Origin of the sequence: Pseudomonas sp. NPDC087615 (assembly GCF_044743445.1) — a bacterium.
Lineage (GTDB): Bacteria > Pseudomonadota > Gammaproteobacteria > Pseudomonadales > Pseudomonadaceae > Aquipseudomonas > Aquipseudomonas baetica_A.
Genome location: NZ_JBIUWM010000009.1, coordinates 1 through 16,961, shown reverse-complemented (window position 1 = coordinate 16,961; position 16,961 = coordinate 1). Strand labels below are relative to the sequence as shown.

The following is a 16,961-nucleotide window of genomic DNA, read 5'->3' as shown; positions in this document are numbered from 1 at the left end:
GCGTTTTTCGATGGCGCTGTCCAACAGAATCGAGTTCTGCTGGAGCTGCCCAAGGCTGCGATCTTTTTACGTCAGGCCAAACTGGCGAATTGTTGACTATCAACCCTGCCAACCGGCATAAATCCGGTTGTTTTCTTGAAGTTCATCGTATGCACGAAATTCTTCATCGAGTCCGATGGATCGATGCTTTGCATGTTGAGTTTGAATAGCGTCTCGCGTGAGAGTGCGACGCTGAGGATCGGTTGATCTTCGAGATGGCCGGTTGCGGAGTTGAGAAGTGAGTCAACAGCCGTAACGATGACGAGGCGCTCCGGAAGGATACTCAGCAGTTCCCGGCCCACACGCAAAACGCAACTGGATACGTAGTCCTGTAACAGCTCATTGAATTTGCTGATCGGCATTTTCTTCACCGACAGTTTCCCGCTCTGCAACAGCGACTTGATCTCTTGAGGGATCACTTTGTTTCCGTGTACAGAAAGCGTGCATTCGAGCACCCCGCTGTCTGCAACCGAAAAATTGATTGACGTACCCAAGTGCGAAATATCCGTAAAAGGATTCACTCTTAGGACGGCATCAATTTTCGATTGGGCATGACCGGTGAGTATTCCCAGCGCGAGATCGTGATCGGTTTTCCAATCTTGATGCCGTGCTTCCCACTCGCTTAACGCTCGAGCTAACTCCTGCGTGTCTTTGGCAACCGCTGCTTGAATGGCTAATTCAAGTTTTCTGCGTTGTCTGGCCTCAAGTTTTAAAGTGCGCGCGATGAAGCCAGGTTTATAACTGGACTGTCTCGCCCTGGCGTTGTTTTCATGAGTATTGAGTGCTGCGGGTTTTATCGGTGGCGGTTGATTTGCGAACTCACTCCAGTCGATCCCCTCGCCACAGTCTTTATGCACGGACAGCAGCAGTTCTATGTGGTTTTCGTAGACCTCAACTTCATACGCGGCCTGCTCAATGGCCTCCATTTTTGCGAACTCTTTCTGACGCACCTGCAATTCGCGTTGGCGCCGCTTCGAGTTGCGCTCAGCTCTTCTGGCTGACGCCTGCATCGAGCGTAGGGTTCCCTTCCAAGTCATTTTTGAGCTCCTTTCGTTTCCATCGGGTTTTTATTTTTTTGAGAAATACCGATTGTCGCCTCTGCGAGGACATTAGCTGCTGCGCTTGGTGGCGTCCACCGGACAAAAAGTCTCGCGTAACCGAGTTGTTTAGCCGCGTATAAAATTCGACGAAGCATCCTACTGAAGTTTAGGGATAATCCGTCTTGAGCTCCGATAGCCCCACCGCTAACCTCTTTTCGTCGCTGCAAATTCAGCGATCGGGACTGCAAGCCCGCCGATAATTTGTTAGGCACTGAACGGTGCACCTATAATCGCGTCGCTCTTATGGCGACCAACGATTTTATGGTGGCTGTGTGCGGGAGACCTTCGGGTCTGCCGAGGTTGCCTAACGACTCGGTCTTGCAGACCCGCGCACAGCCGCCACCCATCATCTGCAAGTGATGCTAGCGGCTCCAACATTCGTTAGGTGATTTGCCATGATCAAAGTAACTACCAACGCTCCAAAAAACGCCGGCTCGCAATTCAGCCGTGAGTCACTCGTAAACCCCCAAGCCTTCATCCGCCATCACATCCAGTTGCAAGCCGCTCTGGTACATGGCGAAGCCTGGTTCTGTGCCCGTGATATTGGTCGCCTCATGGGGTTGGAAATTAATGGGCGACAAGTTCTGAAGCTTGATGAGGATCAGCGGCGGATGATGTTTCTGTCGGGAAACGATGGTGTTCAAGAGACCTTGATGTTGAGCGAGTCCGGCGTTTACGCAATGCTGGTTTACCACTACTCCCCGGAGAACCGTCATTTGCGTCGTTGGCTAACCCATGAGGTCGTGCCGATGCTTCATCAGGACTCAACGTCAGTTATCGAGCCGCATCTACGTTTGATGATGTGCGCCGGGGAAACCTTGAGTCTTCTGCATTGGCGCAATGAGCCATGGATACGCATGCGAGATATGCCGAGTATGTTGGCTCAGGAAGGTCTTGGTTGCCGTTGAGGGCTCTTTGCTGAGCCGATAGTCAGAGGATTCATTCCTGATAACGTCGATTACCTGTGGGAGTGGGCTTGCTCGCGAAGTCGGTGGTTCATTCAACATTGATGTCGACTGATTCACCGTCTTCGCGAGCAAGCCCGCTCCCACATTGGATCTCTGCTGGCGTCAGGTCTGTTTGCCGTTGTTTTCGATATGGCCGAGCGGCACGCGTTTTTCGATGGCGCTCGAAAGCACAATCGACGTCTTGCTGAACCCGAATTTCGCCACCCGATTGATCAACGCCTCCAGCTCCAGCATTGAGCCCACCGCCCCTTTCATGATCACGCACGGATCGCCCGTCACTCGAAAGCACTCGGTCAGTTGCGAGATTGTGGCCAATTCGTCGTACACCTTCTGGCTGCCGTTCTGGTGCAGGCGCAGTTCGATCACGCACTGGATCGGCAAACCGATTTTCGACAGGTCGATTTTCGCCTCATATCCGGTGATCACCCCGGATGCTTCCAGTTTGGCCACGCGCTCGGCCACGGCGGGCGCTGACAGATTTACTTTGCGCGCCAGGTCGGCGTAGGACGCGCGACCGTTTTCGAGTAGGGCGCTGAGCAGCATGCGGTCGTATTTGTCCAAAGCCGAACTCCTGTAAATGCCAGACTTTCGAAATCGCGGTTCATCCCGTCGATCTCCATGATTTCCAAAGTGTACTGGCCTGATAAACAGGGTTTGTAACTTATTTTTGCCCGCTGGCCTTTCTAGAATAACCAATCCCTCGCCTCTGACTTTCGAGCCTTCCATGCCTGCCCTGCGCCGTTTTCCCCTGCCGCTGATCGCCGCGTTTTTTGCGCTGTATGTGATTTGGGGGTCGACCTATCTGGTGATCCGCATTGGTGTTGAATACTGGCCGCCGCTGATGCTTGGCGGGGTGCGCTTTGTGATTGCGGGCACGCTGATGTACGCCTTCCTGCGTTGGCGCGGGGCGCCGGCACCGACCTGGGCGCAGTGGAAAGCGGCGGGGATCATCGGGATTTTGCTGTTGAGTCTTGGTAACGGCGCAGTGAGTGTGGCCGAACACACCGGCGTGGCTTCGGGCGTCGCGGCGTTGGCGGTGGCGACGGTGCCGTTGTTCACGTTGCTCTGCGGTTATTTCTGGGGGGCGCGTAATACCCGTCTCGAATGGGCCGGGGTGGTGTTGGGGATTATCGGCATCGCCATGCTCAACATGGGCTCCAACCTTCAATCGAGTCCGCTGGGGGCAATGTTGCTGATTTTTGCTGCGGCGTCGTGGGCGTTCGGTTCGGTCTGGAGCCGACACTTGCCCCTGCCGCCAGGCGCGATGGCCAGTGCCGTGGAAATGCTCGTTGGCGGCGTCGTGTTGTTGATCGGCAGTGCGCTGAGCGGTGAGCACTTGCAAGCCGTGCCGCCAGTGGAAGGCTGGTTGGCGCTGGCGTATCTGATCTTCTTCGGCTCGATCATTGCCTTCAACTCGTACATGTACTTGCTCAAGCACGTGCGTCCGGCGGCGGCCACCAGTTATGCCTACGTCAATCCGGCGGTGGCGGTGTTGCTGGGGATTGTGTTCGTCGGCGAGACCATTGGCATTGAAGAAGCACTGGCGATGCTGGTGATCATCAGCGCGGTGGTGCTGATTGGGCTACCCCAATGGCGTCGGGCGCCTCCGCCGTCAGTCGTGGCGCCGACAACCCTGCCAACAGAAAACCGTACGAATTAGGGTAAACTGCGCGCCATTGCACATTCGTTTTGCACACTCTTTTGCAAATCCGCGCTGAATTTTCCTACGGTACTCCCATGACTTTCGCCTCCCTTGGCCTGATCGAACCCTTGCTGCGCTCCCTCGAGACGCTCGGCTACCAGACCCCGACGCCGGTGCAGGCGCAAGCCATTCCGGCCGTGCTGGCCGGTCGTGACTTGATGGCAGCCGCTCAGACCGGCACTGGCAAAACCGCCGGTTTCGCCTTGCCGCTGTTGCAGTTGCTGAGCATGGAAGGGCCGAAAGTCGCTGCCAACTCGGCGCGAGCGCTGATTCTGGTGCCGACCCGCGAGTTGGCCGAGCAGGTTCATGAGTCTGTGCGCCAGTACGCGGAAAACCTGCCGCTGCGCACTTACGCGGTGTACGGCGGCGTCAGCATCAACCCGCAAATGATGAAGCTGCGCGGCGGCGTCGATGTGCTGGTCGCCACGCCTGGCCGCCTGATTGACCTGTTCCGCCAGAACGCGCTGAAACTCGATCAGTTGCAAACCCTGGTGCTGGATGAAGCCGATCGTATGCTCGACCTGGGCTTCTCCGAAGAACTGGCAAACATTTACCGCATGCTGCCGAAAAAGCGCCAGACCTTGCTGTTCTCCGCGACCTTCTCCGATGACATCCGCCTGCTGGCCGGGCAGATGCTCAACGATCCGCTGAGCGTCGAAGTCAGTCCGCGCAACGTTGCTGCCAACACCGTCAAACAATGGGTGGTGACGGTGGACAAAAAGCGTAAGGCGGAGCTGTTCGTGCATCTGATGCGCAAGAGCAAGTGGAAACAGGTGCTGGTGTTCGCCAAGACCCGCAACGGTGTCGACGCGCTGGTGGAAAAACTTCAGGGCTTGGGCATCAACGCCGACGGTATCCACGGCGATAAACCGCAGGCGACTCGTCAGCGTGCGCTGGATCGTTTCAAACTCAGCGAAGTGCAGATTCTGGTCGCCACCGATGTGGCCGCCCGTGGTCTGGATATCGAAGACCTGCCGCTGGTGGTCAACTTTGATCTGCCGATTGTGGCCGAGGATTACATTCACCGTATCGGCCGTACTGGCCGTGCGGGTGCGACGGGCGAAGCGATTTCGCTGGTGTGTGCCGATGAGGTGAACATGCTCTCGGCCATCGAGATGCTGACGCGCCAGACGTTGAAGCGCCAGAACGAACCGGACTTCGAGCCTGAGCACCGCGTGCCGGATACCGACGCGAGCGGTCAGGTGATCAAGAAGCCGAAGAAACCGAAAAAGCCGAAAACTTCGGGCGGTGGCGGTAAGCGCAATTTGGGCAAGTGGGTCGATAGCGGCGAGACGCAGGCGCCGGAGCCTTCGATCAAGCCTGTGCGTAAAGTGCCGGTGTTCAATACCGGGCCGCGTAAGCGTAAGCCTTGATTTTGATGCGGCGTCGCTAAGACTGCTTTCGCGAGCAAGCCCGCCCCCACATTCGACCAAGTACTTCAATTGAATGCGGTCAACTGTGGGAGCGGGCTTGCTCGCGAAGGGCGCCCTGCGGTCTTCAGCCCTCGCGCTGCAGCCACTCCAATATTCCGAACCCGGCAGCCCGGCCACTGGCAAAACACCCCGTCAGCAAGTACCCGCCCGTCGGTGCTTCCCAATCGAGCATCTCGCCAGCGCAGAACACGCCCGGCAAGGCCTTGAGCATCAGGCGCTCATCCATCGCCTCGAACGTCACGCCCCCGGCACTGCTGATCGCCTCATCCAACGGACGGGTTTTCACCAAGGTCAGCGGCAATGCTTTGATCGCCCGCGCCAGCAGCGCTGGATCGGCGAAGGTCGCCGCGTCAGTCAACTCACGCAACAACGCCGCTTTCACCCCATCAATCCCGACCTGACTGTGCAAGTGCTTGGCCATCGAGCGCGAGCCACGCGGTTTGCTCAGCGCAGCCTGTAATTTATCCACAGGCCGGCCCGGCAGTAGATCGATGTGCACCGTGGCCGAGCCATGCATATTGATCGCCTCACGAATCGGCGCCGACAACGCGTAGACCAAACTCCCTTCAATTCCAGTTGCGGTGATCACGCATTCGCCCAAGCGCGCAATGTCGTCGTTCAAGCCTATGGCGATATTTTTCAGCGGCGCGCCGGCGAATTTGCTGACGAGCAATTCGCTCCAGGCCTGCACTTCGAAGCCGCAATTGCTCGGCTGCAACGGCGCCAGTCCCACACCGCGCTGCTCCAGCGGCAGCATCCAGGCACCGTCCGAACCCAGACGCGACCAACTGCCGCCGCCAAGGGCAAGCAGGGTGGCGTCGGGGCTGATGGTGATTTCGCCGTCGGGGTTGTCGATGCGTAGCGCGCCCTGTTCATTCCAACCGAGCCAGCGGTGGCGGGTGTGGATAACGACGCCGCTGTCGCGCAGGCGTTTGAGCCAGGCGCGCAGCAGGGGCGCGGCTTTCATGTCGGTGGGGAACACGCGGCCAGAGCTGCCGATAAAGGTTTCGATGCCCAAGTCATGAATCCAGCGGCACAACGCGTCGGCATCAAAACCGCGCAGCAGCGGAGCGATGTACGGCGCGCGTTCGGCGTAGCGCGAGAGGAACGCTGGGTAGGCTTCGGAGTGGGTGATGTTCATGCCGCCGACGCCGGCCAACAGAAACTTGCGGCCCACCGAGGGCATGCCGTCGTACAGGTCGACGCGCACTCCGGCTTGGCCCAGTACTTCGGCGGCCATCAGGCCGGCGGGGCCACCGCCGATGATGGCGACGTGAGCGGGGAGGGGGGCGGAAGTCTGAGTCATGGCGTGCGCTGCGGTATGGCGGGATAAGGCGCGCATTCTAACAGCGCCGGACAGGGTGGGAGGGGGCTTGCTCTCGAATGCGGTATATCAATTGACATCAATGTTGAATGGCCCGCCGCATTCGGGAGCAAGCCCCCTCCCACAAGGGATCTGTGGTGATCCACAAAATCTGGTTAATAAATGACCATCGTGCTGCAAGCTATGTCCAGCATGGCCTCTAGTCCCTTGCACTCAGGTTATCCACAGGCCGTTCCACAGCGATTGTGGGTAACGCAGCACACCTCAATGACAGCCGTGTGACTGCCAGACGCGCTGCGCGCTGTGATGGAGAATGCCGTGGCGGCGGGCGAGGGCGTGGCGATCCTTGCTGTAACCGCCACCGATGACACCGACCACCGGGATGTCGCGGCCCAGGCAATGGCGCATTACGCTTTCGTCCCGGGCGGCTACGCCTTCATCGGTCAGTTGCAGATAACCGAGGGCGTCGTCCTTGTGCACATCGACGCCCGCGTCGTATAGCACCAGATCTGGTTGATACAGCGCCAGCAAATAGTTGAGTGTGTCGTCCACGACTTTTAAATAATCGGCATCGCCCATGCCTTTGGGCAGCGGAATGTCCCAGTCACTTTCGGCTTTACGTGCAGGAAAGTTCTTCTCGCAGTGCAGGGAAACGGTAATCGCCTCCGGGGTGTCGTGCAGAATCCGCGCCGTGCCGTCGCCCTGATGCACGTCGCAATCGAAGATCAACACCCGGTTCACCCGGCCGCTTTGCAGCAGGTACTGGCTGATGATTGCCAGGTCATTGAAGATGCAAAACCCGGCCGGGTAGTCGTAGTGGGCGTGATGGGTGCCGCCGGCCAGATGACAAGCCAAACCATGCTCCAGGGCTTTTTCCGCCGCCAGGATCGAACCGCCGACCGCCCGCACCGTGCGCCGGGCCAGTGCTTCATTCCACGGCAGGCCGAGGCGCCGTTGGTCTTCGCGGGACAACTCGCCGTTCATGTAGCGTTCGATATAGCGACGGTCATGGGCCAGGGCGAGGATGTCGTTGGGACAAATCTCTGGACGCAGCAAGTCGGCGTCGCGGGTCAGGCCGCTGTCGATCAGGTGATCGCGCAGCAAGCGAAACTTGTCCATGGGGAAGCGGTGATCCGCCGGAAACTCGGGGCTGTAGTCTTCGTGATAGATCAGCGGCAGTGGCATGGCGACTTCATGTAGGAAACGTAGGAAAGAGTGAGCGATCCTACCAGCGATGTAGACTTGCGGCATGGAAACGGAGGGGCACGATGGAGCCGATACTGGAACTCGAAAGCGCACGCCTGCTGATGCGTCAGTGGCAGGATGAGGACTTGCCGGCATTTGCGGCGATGTGTGCCGATCCTCAGGTGATGCGCTACTTTCCCGCTCGGTTGAGCCGTCTGGAAAGCGCCGCGCTGATCGGTCGCGTGCGCGGGCATTTTGCTGAGCATGGTTTTGGTTTGTGGGCGCTGGAGCGCAAGGACAGTGGCGAGTTCATCGGTTTTACCGGACTTTGCGTCGTCGGTTTCGATGCACCTTTTACGCCGGCAGTGGAAATCGGCTGGCGCCTGGCCAAGGAACATTGGGGCTTGGGTTATGCCAGTGAAGCGGCATGGACCGCTCTGCGTTGCGGGTTTGATCGGTTGGCCCTGAAGGAAATGGTGTCCTTTACCGCGCAATCCAATCTGCCTTCGGAGAAAGTCATGCAGGCGATCGGCATGCACCACGTGCCGGCTGATGATTTCGATCACCCGAAACTCGCCGTCGGTGATCCGTTACGCAAGCATGTGCTGTACCGCATCACCCGGGAGCAGTGGCTGCAAACCTTGCATGGATAAGCCGACACGGACGTTTACAATGGCCGCCATATCATTGGCCCGCGCCAGAATCTGAATCGGCCGCCGCAGCCAAGACTGCGCGGCATAGCTTTGTGTGAGGAGAGTCTGAATGAGCCAAGTGTTGGAAGATCTGGTCGACTTGCTGACCCTGGAACCGATCGAAGAAAACCTGTTCCGTGGCCGTAGCCAGGACCTTGGTTTTCGTCAGTTGTTCGGGGGGCAGGTACTCGGTCAGTCGTTGTCGGCGGCCAGTCAGACGGTTGAAGAAACCCGCCATGTGCATTCGATGCACGGCTATTTCCTGCGTCCGGGCGACGCCAAGTTGCCCGTGGTCTATTCGGTGGACCGCGTGCGCGATGGCGGCAGTTTCAGCACTCGCCGGGTGACGGCGATCCAGAAGGGCCATCCGATCTTCACTTGCAGCGCTTCGTTCCAGTACGACGAAGAGGGCTTCGAGCACCAGAGCCAGATGCCGGTCGTGGTCGGTCCGGAAAACCTGCCGTCGGAGCTGGAACTGACCCAGCAACGCGCGCACCTGATTCCTGAGCACATGCGCGAAAAACTGCTGTGCCCGAAACCGATCGAGGTGCGCCCGGTCACCGAGAAAGACCCGTACAACCCGCAGCCGGCTGATCCGGTGAAGTACGTCTGGTTCCGCGCCGACGGCGCCTTGGCCGATACCCCGGCATTGCACAAATACTTGCTGGCCTACGCCTCGGACTTCGGTCTGTTGACCACGTCGATGCTGCCCCACGGCAAATCGGTCTGGCAGAAAGACATGCAGGTCGCCAGCCTCGATCACGCGCTGTGGTTCCACAACGATCTGCGTGCCGATGACTGGTTGCTCTATGCGATGGACAGTCCGTGGGCCGGCAATTCCCGTGGTTTCTCCCGTGGCAGCGTCTACAACCGCGCCGGTCAACTGGTCGCCTCGGTGACTCAGGAAGGCCTGATTCGGCATCGCAAGGACTGGGCATGAGCCTCGTTGATGTGAAGCATTGGGTGTTCGACATGGACGGCACGCTCACCGTTGCTGTCCATGACTTCGCGGCGATTCGCGTGGCGTTGTCGATTCCGCCCGAGGACGACATTCTCACCCACCTTGGCGCGCTGCCAGCCGCTGAAGCGGCGGCGAAACATGCATGGTTGCTGGAGCACGAACGGGATCTGGCGCGGGGTTCGACCCCGGCCACCGGCGCCGTGGCACTGGTGCGTGACCTGCACTCGCGCGGTTATCGCCTCGGCATTCTCACCCGTAATGCCCGCGAACTGGCGCATGTCACGCTGGAGGCGATTGGCCTGGCTGACTGCTTTGCCGTGGAGGATGTGCTGGGCCGTGATGACGCGCCGCCCAAGCCGCATCCGGGTGGATTGCTGAAGTTGGCCGAGGCGTGGTCGGTGCCGGCCAGCGAGATGGTGATGGTCGGCGATTACCGCTTTGATCTGGATTGCGGTCGGGCGGCAGGTGCGCGGACGGTGTTGGTGAATTTGCCGGATAACCCATGGCCGGAGCTGACGGACTGGCATGCGCAGGATTGTGTTGAGTTGCGGCGGATGGTGTTCGCCTGAGCCGTTGAGTGTCTGGACGGACGCCTTCGCGAGCAAGCCCGCTCCCACAGGGGATTTTCAGTGGATACAAAATTTGAGTCCGAAGCCCGCCCCTCTGTGGGAGCTGGCTCGCTCGCTAAGAGGCCGGCATTGCCACCGCAAGGCTTACTGATCAAACAAAGCCTTCTGCCCCTGCGCCGACGTCAACATCCCATCGCCGTTGTGCCCCACCCCGGGCACTTCAACCAGCCGCTGATTCACCCCTTCCGGATGGCGGCGCAACAAATAGCCAAAATACAGCTTCCCGCGCGTCAGGCGGTCAGTCCCTTGCGCCTCGGCCTCGCAGCCTTTGTCCAGCGCCGGATGCTGCGGGTCGATGTCCTGCTGTCCGAGCAGATAAATCACCTCGCGTTTGATGTAACGGCTTTCAAGCTGCAACGGCGTTTGCCCACCGGCGTATATCGGCATGTCTGACAGACCGTACTTCCAGCGATTGAAGTTGGGGCATTGCGCGTGATCGAACGCGACCGGTCGCTGTTCGTTGAAATAGGCATACGAAGACGGATTGGCCACCACATAGCGCAGGTGGATTGCGTTGGCCTGGAGCGCGGGTTGATCCTTGGCGAGCAAAGCGTATCGCTGTACCACCTGACCGCCGCCGGAGTGACCGAAAATCACGATCTGCTTTACGTCCGGAAACTGCTTGCGATCAGTGATTCGGGCGACGATTTCGTCCAGTGCCGCATAGGAACTCACCGGATTCGGGCCTGTGGATAACCGACCGCCCATCCACTCATTGCCTTTCCAGCGCAACACGGTTGCAGGCAAGGAGTACAGGGCTGTATCACTTTCATTGATGAACTGCGGAGCGATGACCAGCGTGTGGGCGGTTTGCCCTGCCAGTTCCGCGGCGCTTTCGGCGCTTTTGCGATAGGTCTCGGCGTTGCGCAACCGGCCATGAATGACGATCAGCACTCGCTCGATCTTTTCCGGCGCCGGGCCGATGCCCACCGCCATTTCGCCGGCCTTGAGTTGCAGGCGCCCGGGGCTGATAGCGTCGACCCCGGCCGCTTGCGCGGTGCTGCCAATGATCAGTAAAGCCAAAAGCCACTTATGCATTTACAGATTTTTCGCCGCGAAGGTATCGCACTGGCCGACCTGGCCTTGCGCGAATCCGGTTTTGAACCAGCGCACCCTTTGCGCCGACGTACCGTGGGTAAACGAGTCCGGCACCACACGGCCCTGACCTTGTTGCTGCAGGCGATCATCACCGATGGCGTTGGCGGCGTTCAAGGCTTCTTCGATGTCGCCCGGTTCCAGCCAGTTCAAACGCTTCTGCGCGTTATAGGCCCAGACACCGGCCAGGCAGTCGGCCTGCAATTCCTGACGAACCAGTAATCCACCAGCACCTTGCATCTGCCGGCCTTGCTGGCGGGCTGTCTGAATTTTCGCCGAGACGCCAAGAAGCGTCTGCACATGGTGTCCGACTTCGTGAGCGATCACGTAGGCTTGGGCGAAATCGCCAGCAGCCTTGAAGCGTTGCGCCATTTCCTGGAAAAACGCCATGTCCAGATAGACCTTCTGATCCGCCGGGCAATAAAACGGCCCGGTGGCTGAGGTGGCCAGACCACAGGCGGAATTGACCCGATTGCTGAACAGCACCAGGGTCGGATCCTTATATTGGCGGCCGGCCTGCTGGAAAATCGCGCCCCAGGTGTCTTCGGTATCGCCGAGGATTGAACGGACGAATTCGGCCTGTTCATCATTGGCCGGCGGCGCCTGGCGGGTTTGCGAGGTGGGTGCCGTTTGCTGGCCCGTCTGGCCGGTGAGTTGACCGAGGATCTGTAAAGGATCCTGCCCGGTGATCCAACCGATGCCGACGATCAGCAGGATGGCCCCGAGACTCAGACCCTTACCGCCACCGAAACGCATGCCGCCGCCACCGCCGGTATCATCACCACGGGCATCGACGACGTTGTCACTGCGTCGGCCTTTTTTCCATAGCATGCGGGAATCCTCTTTCTGATCGTGGTGATGAGTGTTGCTGGTGTGTGAGTGTGGCGCCAGTCCAGTCGTCCGTCTATTCGTACGCCCGCAGCGAAGCCGACGGGTAAGAACCTGTCGTGTTCGGCGAATTCCATTCAACACCGGTTTTTTGTGAAGCGTTCAAGCTGTTCCAGATTTTGCTTTGTGTCGCGCGTATTCTAGAATCCACGAAATTTCATTGGGATCTCACCATGGCCGGCAGTCAAATCGAACGGGTTTTCAGTGTGCTGGAAAACCTCACCAGTGACCCGCGTGGTTTAGCGCTGCAAACGCTCGCCGAGCAGATCGACATCCCGAAAAGTGCGACTCATCGTTTGCTCGCCGAACTGCTCCGCTTGGGGTACGTGCGGCAAAACCCGGAAACCTTGCGTTATCACTTGTCGACGAAACTGGTGGCGATGAGTTTTCGTTACCTGTCGAGCAGTGGCGCGGACATCGTGCAACCGGTGCTTGATCGTCTGGCTCAGGAAACCGGCGAACTGGTGCGACTGGGCGTCACCGACGGCGAGCGGCAGACGTGGATTGCCAAAGCTCAGGGGGCGCGCACCGGCTTGCGCTACGACCCGGACATGGGCCGCGATGCTCCGCTGTTCTACACCGCTTCGGGCCATGCCTGGCTGGCGTGCATGACGGATGCCGAGGCGCTGTCGCGGGTTGAGCGGCAAGCGGCTGAGGTGCCGGTGGATATCGGGCCGAATGCACCGCGCTCCAATATCGAACTGCTTGAACGCCTGCGATTGGCGCGTGAGCAGGGCTATGCCTGCGTCGAGGAAAGTTCGGCCGTGGGGACTTCTGCGATTGCGGCGGTAGTGCGTCATCCCGCGGATGGGCGGGTGATCGGTGTGCTGAGTATCGCCGGGCCGAGTGCGCGGATGCCGGGCGCGAGGTTGCACGAACTGGCACCGTTGCTGTTGAGGTTTACCGAAGAGCTGTCTGCAGCGAGTCTGGCTTCGGAGCTGTTCGTCTAACCTGAAATTCTGTGGGGGGTGCCCGTTTATGAAAGTGTGCGTTGTTCGCACACTTTTACGGATGATGGGTGTCTGAAAATGGAATCGAGTTCTAAATTATTGCTTGAGGCTCTTCTCTCAGTTTGTTCCTCTCTTAGAGATATTCAATGACCGTCAGCACCCCGCTATCCGGAGTCAACCAACCCTTCAAAGGGATCTTGCTGATTGTCGTGGCAACCTTCCTGTTCTCCAGTCACGACGCGCTGTCGAAATATCTCTCGGGTTTCTATCCGATCGTGATGGTGGTTTGGGCCCGGTATGTGGTGCACACCTTACTCATGGCGGGGATTTTTTTACCGCAGTCCGGGCTGCGCGTCCTACGCACGAAAAAGCCTTTATGGCAGTTGGCTCGCGCACTTTGCCTGCTCGGCACCAGCCTGCTCTTCACCACAGCACTGCTGTATATCCCGCTGGCAGAAGCCACGGCGGTTAACTTCCTGGCGCCGGTATTGGTGACGGCGTTGTCGGTGCCGCTATTGAAGGAGCGGGTCACCCGCGGCCAGTGGATTGCGGTCATTTGCGGTTTTATCGGTGTGCTGATCATCGTTCATCCCGGTGGTGAACTCTTCACGCCCGCCGTGTTGTTGCCGTTCTGCTCGGCGCTGTTTTTCTGCTTCTATCAACTGCTGACTCGCAAGCTCGCCGAGATAGACAGCCCGACCACCAGCAACTTTTTCGCCGGGCTGTGCAATACGCTGGTGATGAGTGCGCTGGTGCCGTTCTTCTGGCAGGTGCCGACGTTGACTCACGCCGCACTGATGCTGGCGTTGGGCAGTTGCGGGATGACGGCGCACTTGTTTCTGACGCAGGCATTCCGCCATGCCGCACCGGCACTGTTGGCACCGTTCGGTTATTGCCAGATCGTGTTTGCGGGGCTGCTGGGCTGGGTGGTCTTTAATCACACACCGAGTTTGTTGACCGTGATCGGTATCGCGGTGATCTGTTGCAGCGGTCTGGCGGCAGCGTGGCAGCAAAGCCGTCGATAAGAACGTGTGGGAGCGAGCTTGCTCGCGAAGGCGTCCGCAACCGCACCACATCACTCGCAGCTTGTCAGCGACCGAACCGCAATAGAACTCGCCTCAAAGGCACACAAGCCGGCGGATTTTGGCGTAGCGGTAGGCAAGCGTGCAGGGGGAGCCTTGGTCCGTGATCGGAAGCGTTGGTTAACTAGCTTATTTAAGACAATCCCAATGCGCGCAGCTTCGGCAACCCCCTTCAGAAAGACTGCTTCGTTCCGGTGGTGCTGTCGAAGACTGCGACGCGCTAGAGAATCAGGATTCTGAACGCTTCCACGCTCTCTGCGGTCACCCTTATTGGCCTTGAACCTCTCTCATGCGCAAATTAGTCAAGAAATAGTCATTACCGGTAGCGGTAGCCAAGTGGCTACCAAACACAAAATTCATGTATTCCGATTGCGCAATAAAAGTACATGAATAAGGTGTCCACTGTGAGGCCGGTGGGGACATGAAGGCTATTAGCACTTCATAGTCTGATCTGAACGAAAGCTGTGCAAGCGGAGGATGATTTCCATTGGATGCAAGACAGCTGAATTCGTATTTTTTGCCACGAATCAAGTTGGTGTAGGTTTTTTTTAATACGACACCTTCTGAGTTGTTTGTGTGGGTGCTATTGGTCAGACATGAGAAGCCGAGTAAGTTGGCATAGCTCCAGTCTCTCTGATCAACAATCACCGGGCCATTTACCCAGCCATTTCTCTGGAGGTTGGCAAAGTTTGTAAAATCATCAAAGAGCGGTATTGCCCGAATGGAATAAGTTCGAATCGGAAACTTTGTAGCCTCTTCCAGGATGGACTCACCTTTAAAGTTGACAATGTATGTCATTGTTAATGTGGTGCCATTCCCCAGCTCTTTGAGCCGATCCAAGGGAATGCTTTTTTCGAAGTCTGAGGCGGTTTCGTTTTCTTCCTCCTCGGGGTCATGAAATTTTACGATCAAGCCGTGTCTGTCTGTTCCTTCATAAAGCAACCACCGTACTTCTCGTGGCGTATGGGGTGACATCGAAACGGTCGACTGATCAGTGCTCCGAAGTTGAGTAATGTCGAGTAGATTGCTTGTATTCCCGGCTATTACGGGCGTGGGCAATCGTGTATCGCCATCCTCGATTTTTTCGACACGTACCTTCATCGTTGGTGACCTTCCAGCCAGGCCTCCATCACGGTTTAAAATCCACCGGAACTCAACGACCGAGTCTTGGTGAGTCATCCAGAATGCTTGCGGCAGCGGCTCATTTACACGGTTGTTGTCATTAAACTTTTTTAATTTGAACGGCGGTGCCCCGACCACTGCATTTACATGATCAAGCCGCCCTCTGTCGTTATCCAGCGCTTGGAATTCCATCCGCATCGTCACGCCTTGCGGATACGCCAGTGGATGAATCGGGCTCGTTGCGTTCACCATAAAGGGCTCCCGCAGTTCTTCCGTCACCATTAGCGTTCTCGCTGCCGACACAAGGCTTGGTTGTTCTAGATCTCTGGCCGTAAAGCTGTGCTTCGCCTTGCTCAGATTTGAAACGGTCAGGCTCCAGAATCCGGTTGTTTCATCGGCGGTCTCCTTACCCGTGACAACCGTATCGTCGAGCACTTCAACTTCCCGCCCGGCTGCTGCAGCGCCGCTCAAGATGACGGCTGTTTCCATGGTGAAGCCATTATCGGGGATTTCGTTGCCGCTTGGAGAGCCTTTAACTGAAGTCAAAGTTGGCGCCCTGACGGTCTCCACGGTCAGTGTGCGCACATTCGAATACACCGCAGAGTTGTGGTACAGCGATTTGACATACACCCGACGCGCACCCGCTTCAGCAGTGATCGTGCGTTCCCATAGCCCTGTGACTTCATCCGCTGTCGCAGTTCCCTTCGACACTGCGCTTGCACCGTTGCCATCAAAAATCTCGACATCCTGACCCTTGCTGGCGGTGCCTTTGAGTGTCAGAGACGTGCTGGCCGTGGTTGTACCTTCCGGCACTTCCTTGTTCCTGTCGTCTAGTACATTGCTCAGTGTTGGCACGATGACGGCCGTGACGGTGAGGTTGTAAGCGGTGGAACCAGGTTCGTCAGCATACTTTCCGGTCGCGGTAAAACTGTGCTTCGCTACACTCAGATTCGGCACGGTGTATGTCCAGATTCCGGACTCCGGATCTGCCTTGACCTGATCCTTGACCTCGACGCCATCGCGTATCTCGACGTTTTTGCCCTTGGCGGCGATGCCGCTCAGCACCACGCTGGTTTCAACGGTGGTGCCGTTATCGGGGATTTCCACGCCGCTCGGCGAGCCTTTTACCGATTCGATGGTCGGCGGATCAAGTTTCACGGCCTCACCCACCACAAACTCCAACGCATCCGAATAACTCGTGGTGTTGGTCGCCGCCCGCAAAATCCGGTAGTTCACCGTCACCTTTTTCCCGCGGTTCGGCTCGATGTGCGTCGCCACAAACGTGGCATTCAGCGGGAATACCACATCCTTGTCCTTGGACAGCGCGTTGAGGATCTTGAAATCCTCTTTCTGGCCAGTGACTTCACCGACCCAGGTGTAAGTCACGGTATCCCCGGATTCGGTCGGGGTGGCGACTGGGCGGGGGGCGGTGAGTTTGCTGATGCCGTCGGGCAGGTCTTTGGGTTCCAGGGCGCCGTCTTTTTCGCCGAGGACCATCGGTGGCACCAGTTCCAGCCTGGGTTCGCCGACGTTCAGCAGCGAGGCATGTTGCGAAGGGCGCGAGATGATCGCGTCGCCCACGCTGCTGAGCAGGTTGTACGAGAGGTCCAGCGTGCCGCCTTCCACGGTTTTACCGTGCTCGCCCTCGACGGTGATGATGAAGCCCTCGGGGTCATTGGCCTCGTCTTCAGTCGGAAAAAACCAGTCCAGCTCCGGGTCGTAGGTGGTGCCATCGGGCCGGAGGCCGAACCATTTGAGTTCGATGGCTTTTTCGGCCGTAATCTGTGGGTC

14 protein-coding genes and 1 pseudogene are annotated in these 16,961 nt (G+C 58.1%); 8 read left to right on the top strand and 7 right to left on the bottom strand.

The genetic code is table 11. From position 1 onward, the window contains the following. Nucleotides 1-71: 71 nt before the first annotated feature. A complete protein-coding gene (locus tag ACIOU6_RS06810) occupies nt 72-1,076 on the bottom strand; it encodes a hypothetical protein (protein WP_401134896.1) in 1,005 nt (334 codons plus the stop codon). 458 nt (nt 1,077-1,534) lie between these two features. Here ACIOU6_RS06810 and ACIOU6_RS06805 point away from each other — a divergent pair, with 458 nt between their 5' ends. Continuing rightward, the gene (locus ACIOU6_RS06805; protein ID WP_221730155.1) at nt 1,535-2,047 is read left to right on the top strand and encodes a Bro-N domain-containing protein; all 513 of its coding nucleotides are present in this window, start codon (nt 1,535-1,537) and stop codon (nt 2,045-2,047) included. Between the two features lie 162 nt (nt 2,048-2,209). Here ACIOU6_RS06805 and ACIOU6_RS06800 read toward each other — a convergent pair whose 3' ends face one another. Continuing rightward, complete coding sequence (locus ACIOU6_RS06800) at nt 2,210-2,668, bottom strand: Lrp/AsnC family transcriptional regulator (protein WP_401134893.1); 459 nt, start codon at nt 2,666-2,668, stop codon at nt 2,210-2,212. Nucleotides 2,669-2,831: 163 nt separating this feature from the next. Here ACIOU6_RS06800 and yedA point away from each other — a divergent pair, with 163 nt between their 5' ends. Beyond that, nucleotides 2,832-3,767: a drug/metabolite exporter YedA gene (yedA, locus tag ACIOU6_RS06795; RefSeq protein ID WP_401134891.1), complete on the top strand. Its 936-nt coding sequence runs from the start codon at nt 2,832-2,834 to the stop codon at nt 3,765-3,767. Between the two features lie 77 nt (nt 3,768-3,844). Beyond that, a complete protein-coding gene (locus tag ACIOU6_RS06790) occupies nt 3,845-5,182 on the top strand; it encodes a DEAD/DEAH box helicase (RefSeq protein ID WP_221730152.1) in 1,338 nt (445 codons plus the stop codon). Nucleotides 5,183-5,306: 124 nt separating this feature from the next. On the opposite strand, the gene ACIOU6_RS06785 is transcribed toward ACIOU6_RS06790, so the two are convergent. Then, on the bottom strand, nt 5,307-6,548 hold the full coding sequence (locus tag ACIOU6_RS06785) for a TIGR03862 family flavoprotein (RefSeq protein ID WP_401134888.1): 1,242 nt from the start codon (nt 6,546-6,548) through the stop codon (nt 5,307-5,309). A gap of 282 nt (nt 6,549-6,830) precedes the next feature. Continuing rightward, nucleotides 6,831-7,751 carry a histone deacetylase gene (locus tag ACIOU6_RS06780; protein ID WP_221730150.1) on the bottom strand — a complete coding sequence of 307 codons (921 nt, stop codon included), beginning with the start codon at nt 7,749-7,751 and terminating at the stop codon, nt 6,831-6,833. An 83-nt stretch (nt 7,752-7,834) separates the two neighbouring features. Here ACIOU6_RS06780 and ACIOU6_RS06775 point away from each other — a divergent pair, with 83 nt between their 5' ends. The 3 genes from ACIOU6_RS06775 (at nt 7,835) to ACIOU6_RS06765 (ending at nt 9,973) form a co-directional block, all read left to right on the top strand. Continuing rightward, a complete protein-coding gene (locus tag ACIOU6_RS06775) occupies nt 7,835-8,404 on the top strand; it encodes a GNAT family N-acetyltransferase (RefSeq protein ID WP_401134885.1) in 570 nt (189 codons plus the stop codon). Between the two features lie 109 nt (nt 8,405-8,513). Then, nucleotides 8,514-9,383: an acyl-CoA thioesterase II gene (tesB, locus tag ACIOU6_RS06770; protein ID WP_221730148.1), complete on the top strand. Its 870-nt coding sequence runs from the start codon at nt 8,514-8,516 to the stop codon at nt 9,381-9,383. After that, nucleotides 9,380-9,973, top strand: a complete 594-nt coding sequence (locus tag ACIOU6_RS06765; protein WP_221730147.1) for an HAD family hydrolase — start codon at nt 9,380-9,382, stop codon at nt 9,971-9,973. The genes tesB and ACIOU6_RS06765 overlap by 4 nt, the downstream gene beginning before the upstream one ends. Nucleotides 9,974-10,117: 144 nt before the next feature. On the opposite strand, the gene ACIOU6_RS06760 is transcribed toward ACIOU6_RS06765, so the two are convergent. Continuing rightward, a complete protein-coding gene (locus ACIOU6_RS06760) occupies nt 10,118-11,071 on the bottom strand; it encodes an alpha/beta hydrolase (RefSeq protein WP_401134881.1) in 954 nt (317 codons plus the stop codon). After that, nucleotides 11,072-11,959 (bottom strand): neutral zinc metallopeptidase, encoded by an 888-nt coding sequence (locus ACIOU6_RS06755; protein ID WP_339431396.1) that lies wholly within the window; start codon nt 11,957-11,959, stop codon nt 11,072-11,074. A gap of 230 nt (nt 11,960-12,189) precedes the next feature. Between ACIOU6_RS06755 and ACIOU6_RS06750 the strand changes: the two genes are divergently transcribed. Together ACIOU6_RS06750 and ACIOU6_RS06745 are read left to right on the top strand one after the other, a co-directional pair. After that, complete coding sequence (locus tag ACIOU6_RS06750) at nt 12,190-12,966, top strand: IclR family transcriptional regulator (RefSeq protein WP_401134878.1); 777 nt, start codon at nt 12,190-12,192, stop codon at nt 12,964-12,966. Nucleotides 12,967-13,112: 146 nt separating this feature from the next. Continuing rightward, nucleotides 13,113-13,991: a DMT family transporter gene (locus ACIOU6_RS06745; protein ID WP_221730143.1), complete on the top strand. Its 879-nt coding sequence runs from the start codon at nt 13,113-13,115 to the stop codon at nt 13,989-13,991. A gap of 324 nt (nt 13,992-14,315) precedes the next feature. Here ACIOU6_RS06745 and ACIOU6_RS06740 read toward each other — a convergent pair. Further along, a pseudogene (locus ACIOU6_RS06740) lies at nt 14,316-16,961 on the bottom strand (hypothetical protein); the annotation flags it as partial.

Bases quoted from the DNA above. Each gene is read 5' to 3' on its own strand.
- ACIOU6_RS06755 (WP_339431396.1), bottom strand. From the start codon at position 11,959: ATGCTATGGAAAAAAGGCCGACGCAGTGACAACGTCGTCGATGCCCGT.
- ACIOU6_RS06750 (WP_401134878.1), top strand. From the start codon at position 12,190: ATGGCCGGCAGTCAAATCGAACGGGTTTTCAGTGTGCTGGAAAACCTC.
- ACIOU6_RS06785 (WP_401134888.1), bottom strand. From the start codon at position 6,548: ATGACTCAGACTTCCGCCCCCCTCCCCGCTCACGTCGCCATCATCGGC.
- ACIOU6_RS06810 (WP_401134896.1), bottom strand. From the start codon at position 1,076: ATGACTTGGAAGGGAACCCTACGCTCGATGCAGGCGTCAGCCAGAAGA.
- yedA (WP_401134891.1), top strand. From the start codon at position 2,832: ATGCCTGCCCTGCGCCGTTTTCCCCTGCCGCTGATCGCCGCGTTTTTT.
- ACIOU6_RS06745 (WP_221730143.1), top strand. From the start codon at position 13,113: ATGACCGTCAGCACCCCGCTATCCGGAGTCAACCAACCCTTCAAAGGG.
- ACIOU6_RS06760 (WP_401134881.1), bottom strand. From the start codon at position 11,071: ATGCATAAGTGGCTTTTGGCTTTACTGATCATTGGCAGCACCGCGCAA.
- ACIOU6_RS06765 (WP_221730147.1), top strand. From the start codon at position 9,380: ATGAGCCTCGTTGATGTGAAGCATTGGGTGTTCGACATGGACGGCACG.
- tesB (WP_221730148.1), top strand. From the start codon at position 8,514: ATGAGCCAAGTGTTGGAAGATCTGGTCGACTTGCTGACCCTGGAACCG.
- ACIOU6_RS06780 (WP_221730150.1), bottom strand. From the start codon at position 7,751: ATGCCACTGCCGCTGATCTATCACGAAGACTACAGCCCCGAGTTTCCG.
- ACIOU6_RS06790 (WP_221730152.1), top strand. From the start codon at position 3,845: ATGACTTTCGCCTCCCTTGGCCTGATCGAACCCTTGCTGCGCTCCCTC.
- ACIOU6_RS06805 (WP_221730155.1), top strand. From the start codon at position 1,535: ATGATCAAAGTAACTACCAACGCTCCAAAAAACGCCGGCTCGCAATTC.
- ACIOU6_RS06775 (WP_401134885.1), top strand. From the start codon at position 7,835: ATGGAGCCGATACTGGAACTCGAAAGCGCACGCCTGCTGATGCGTCAG.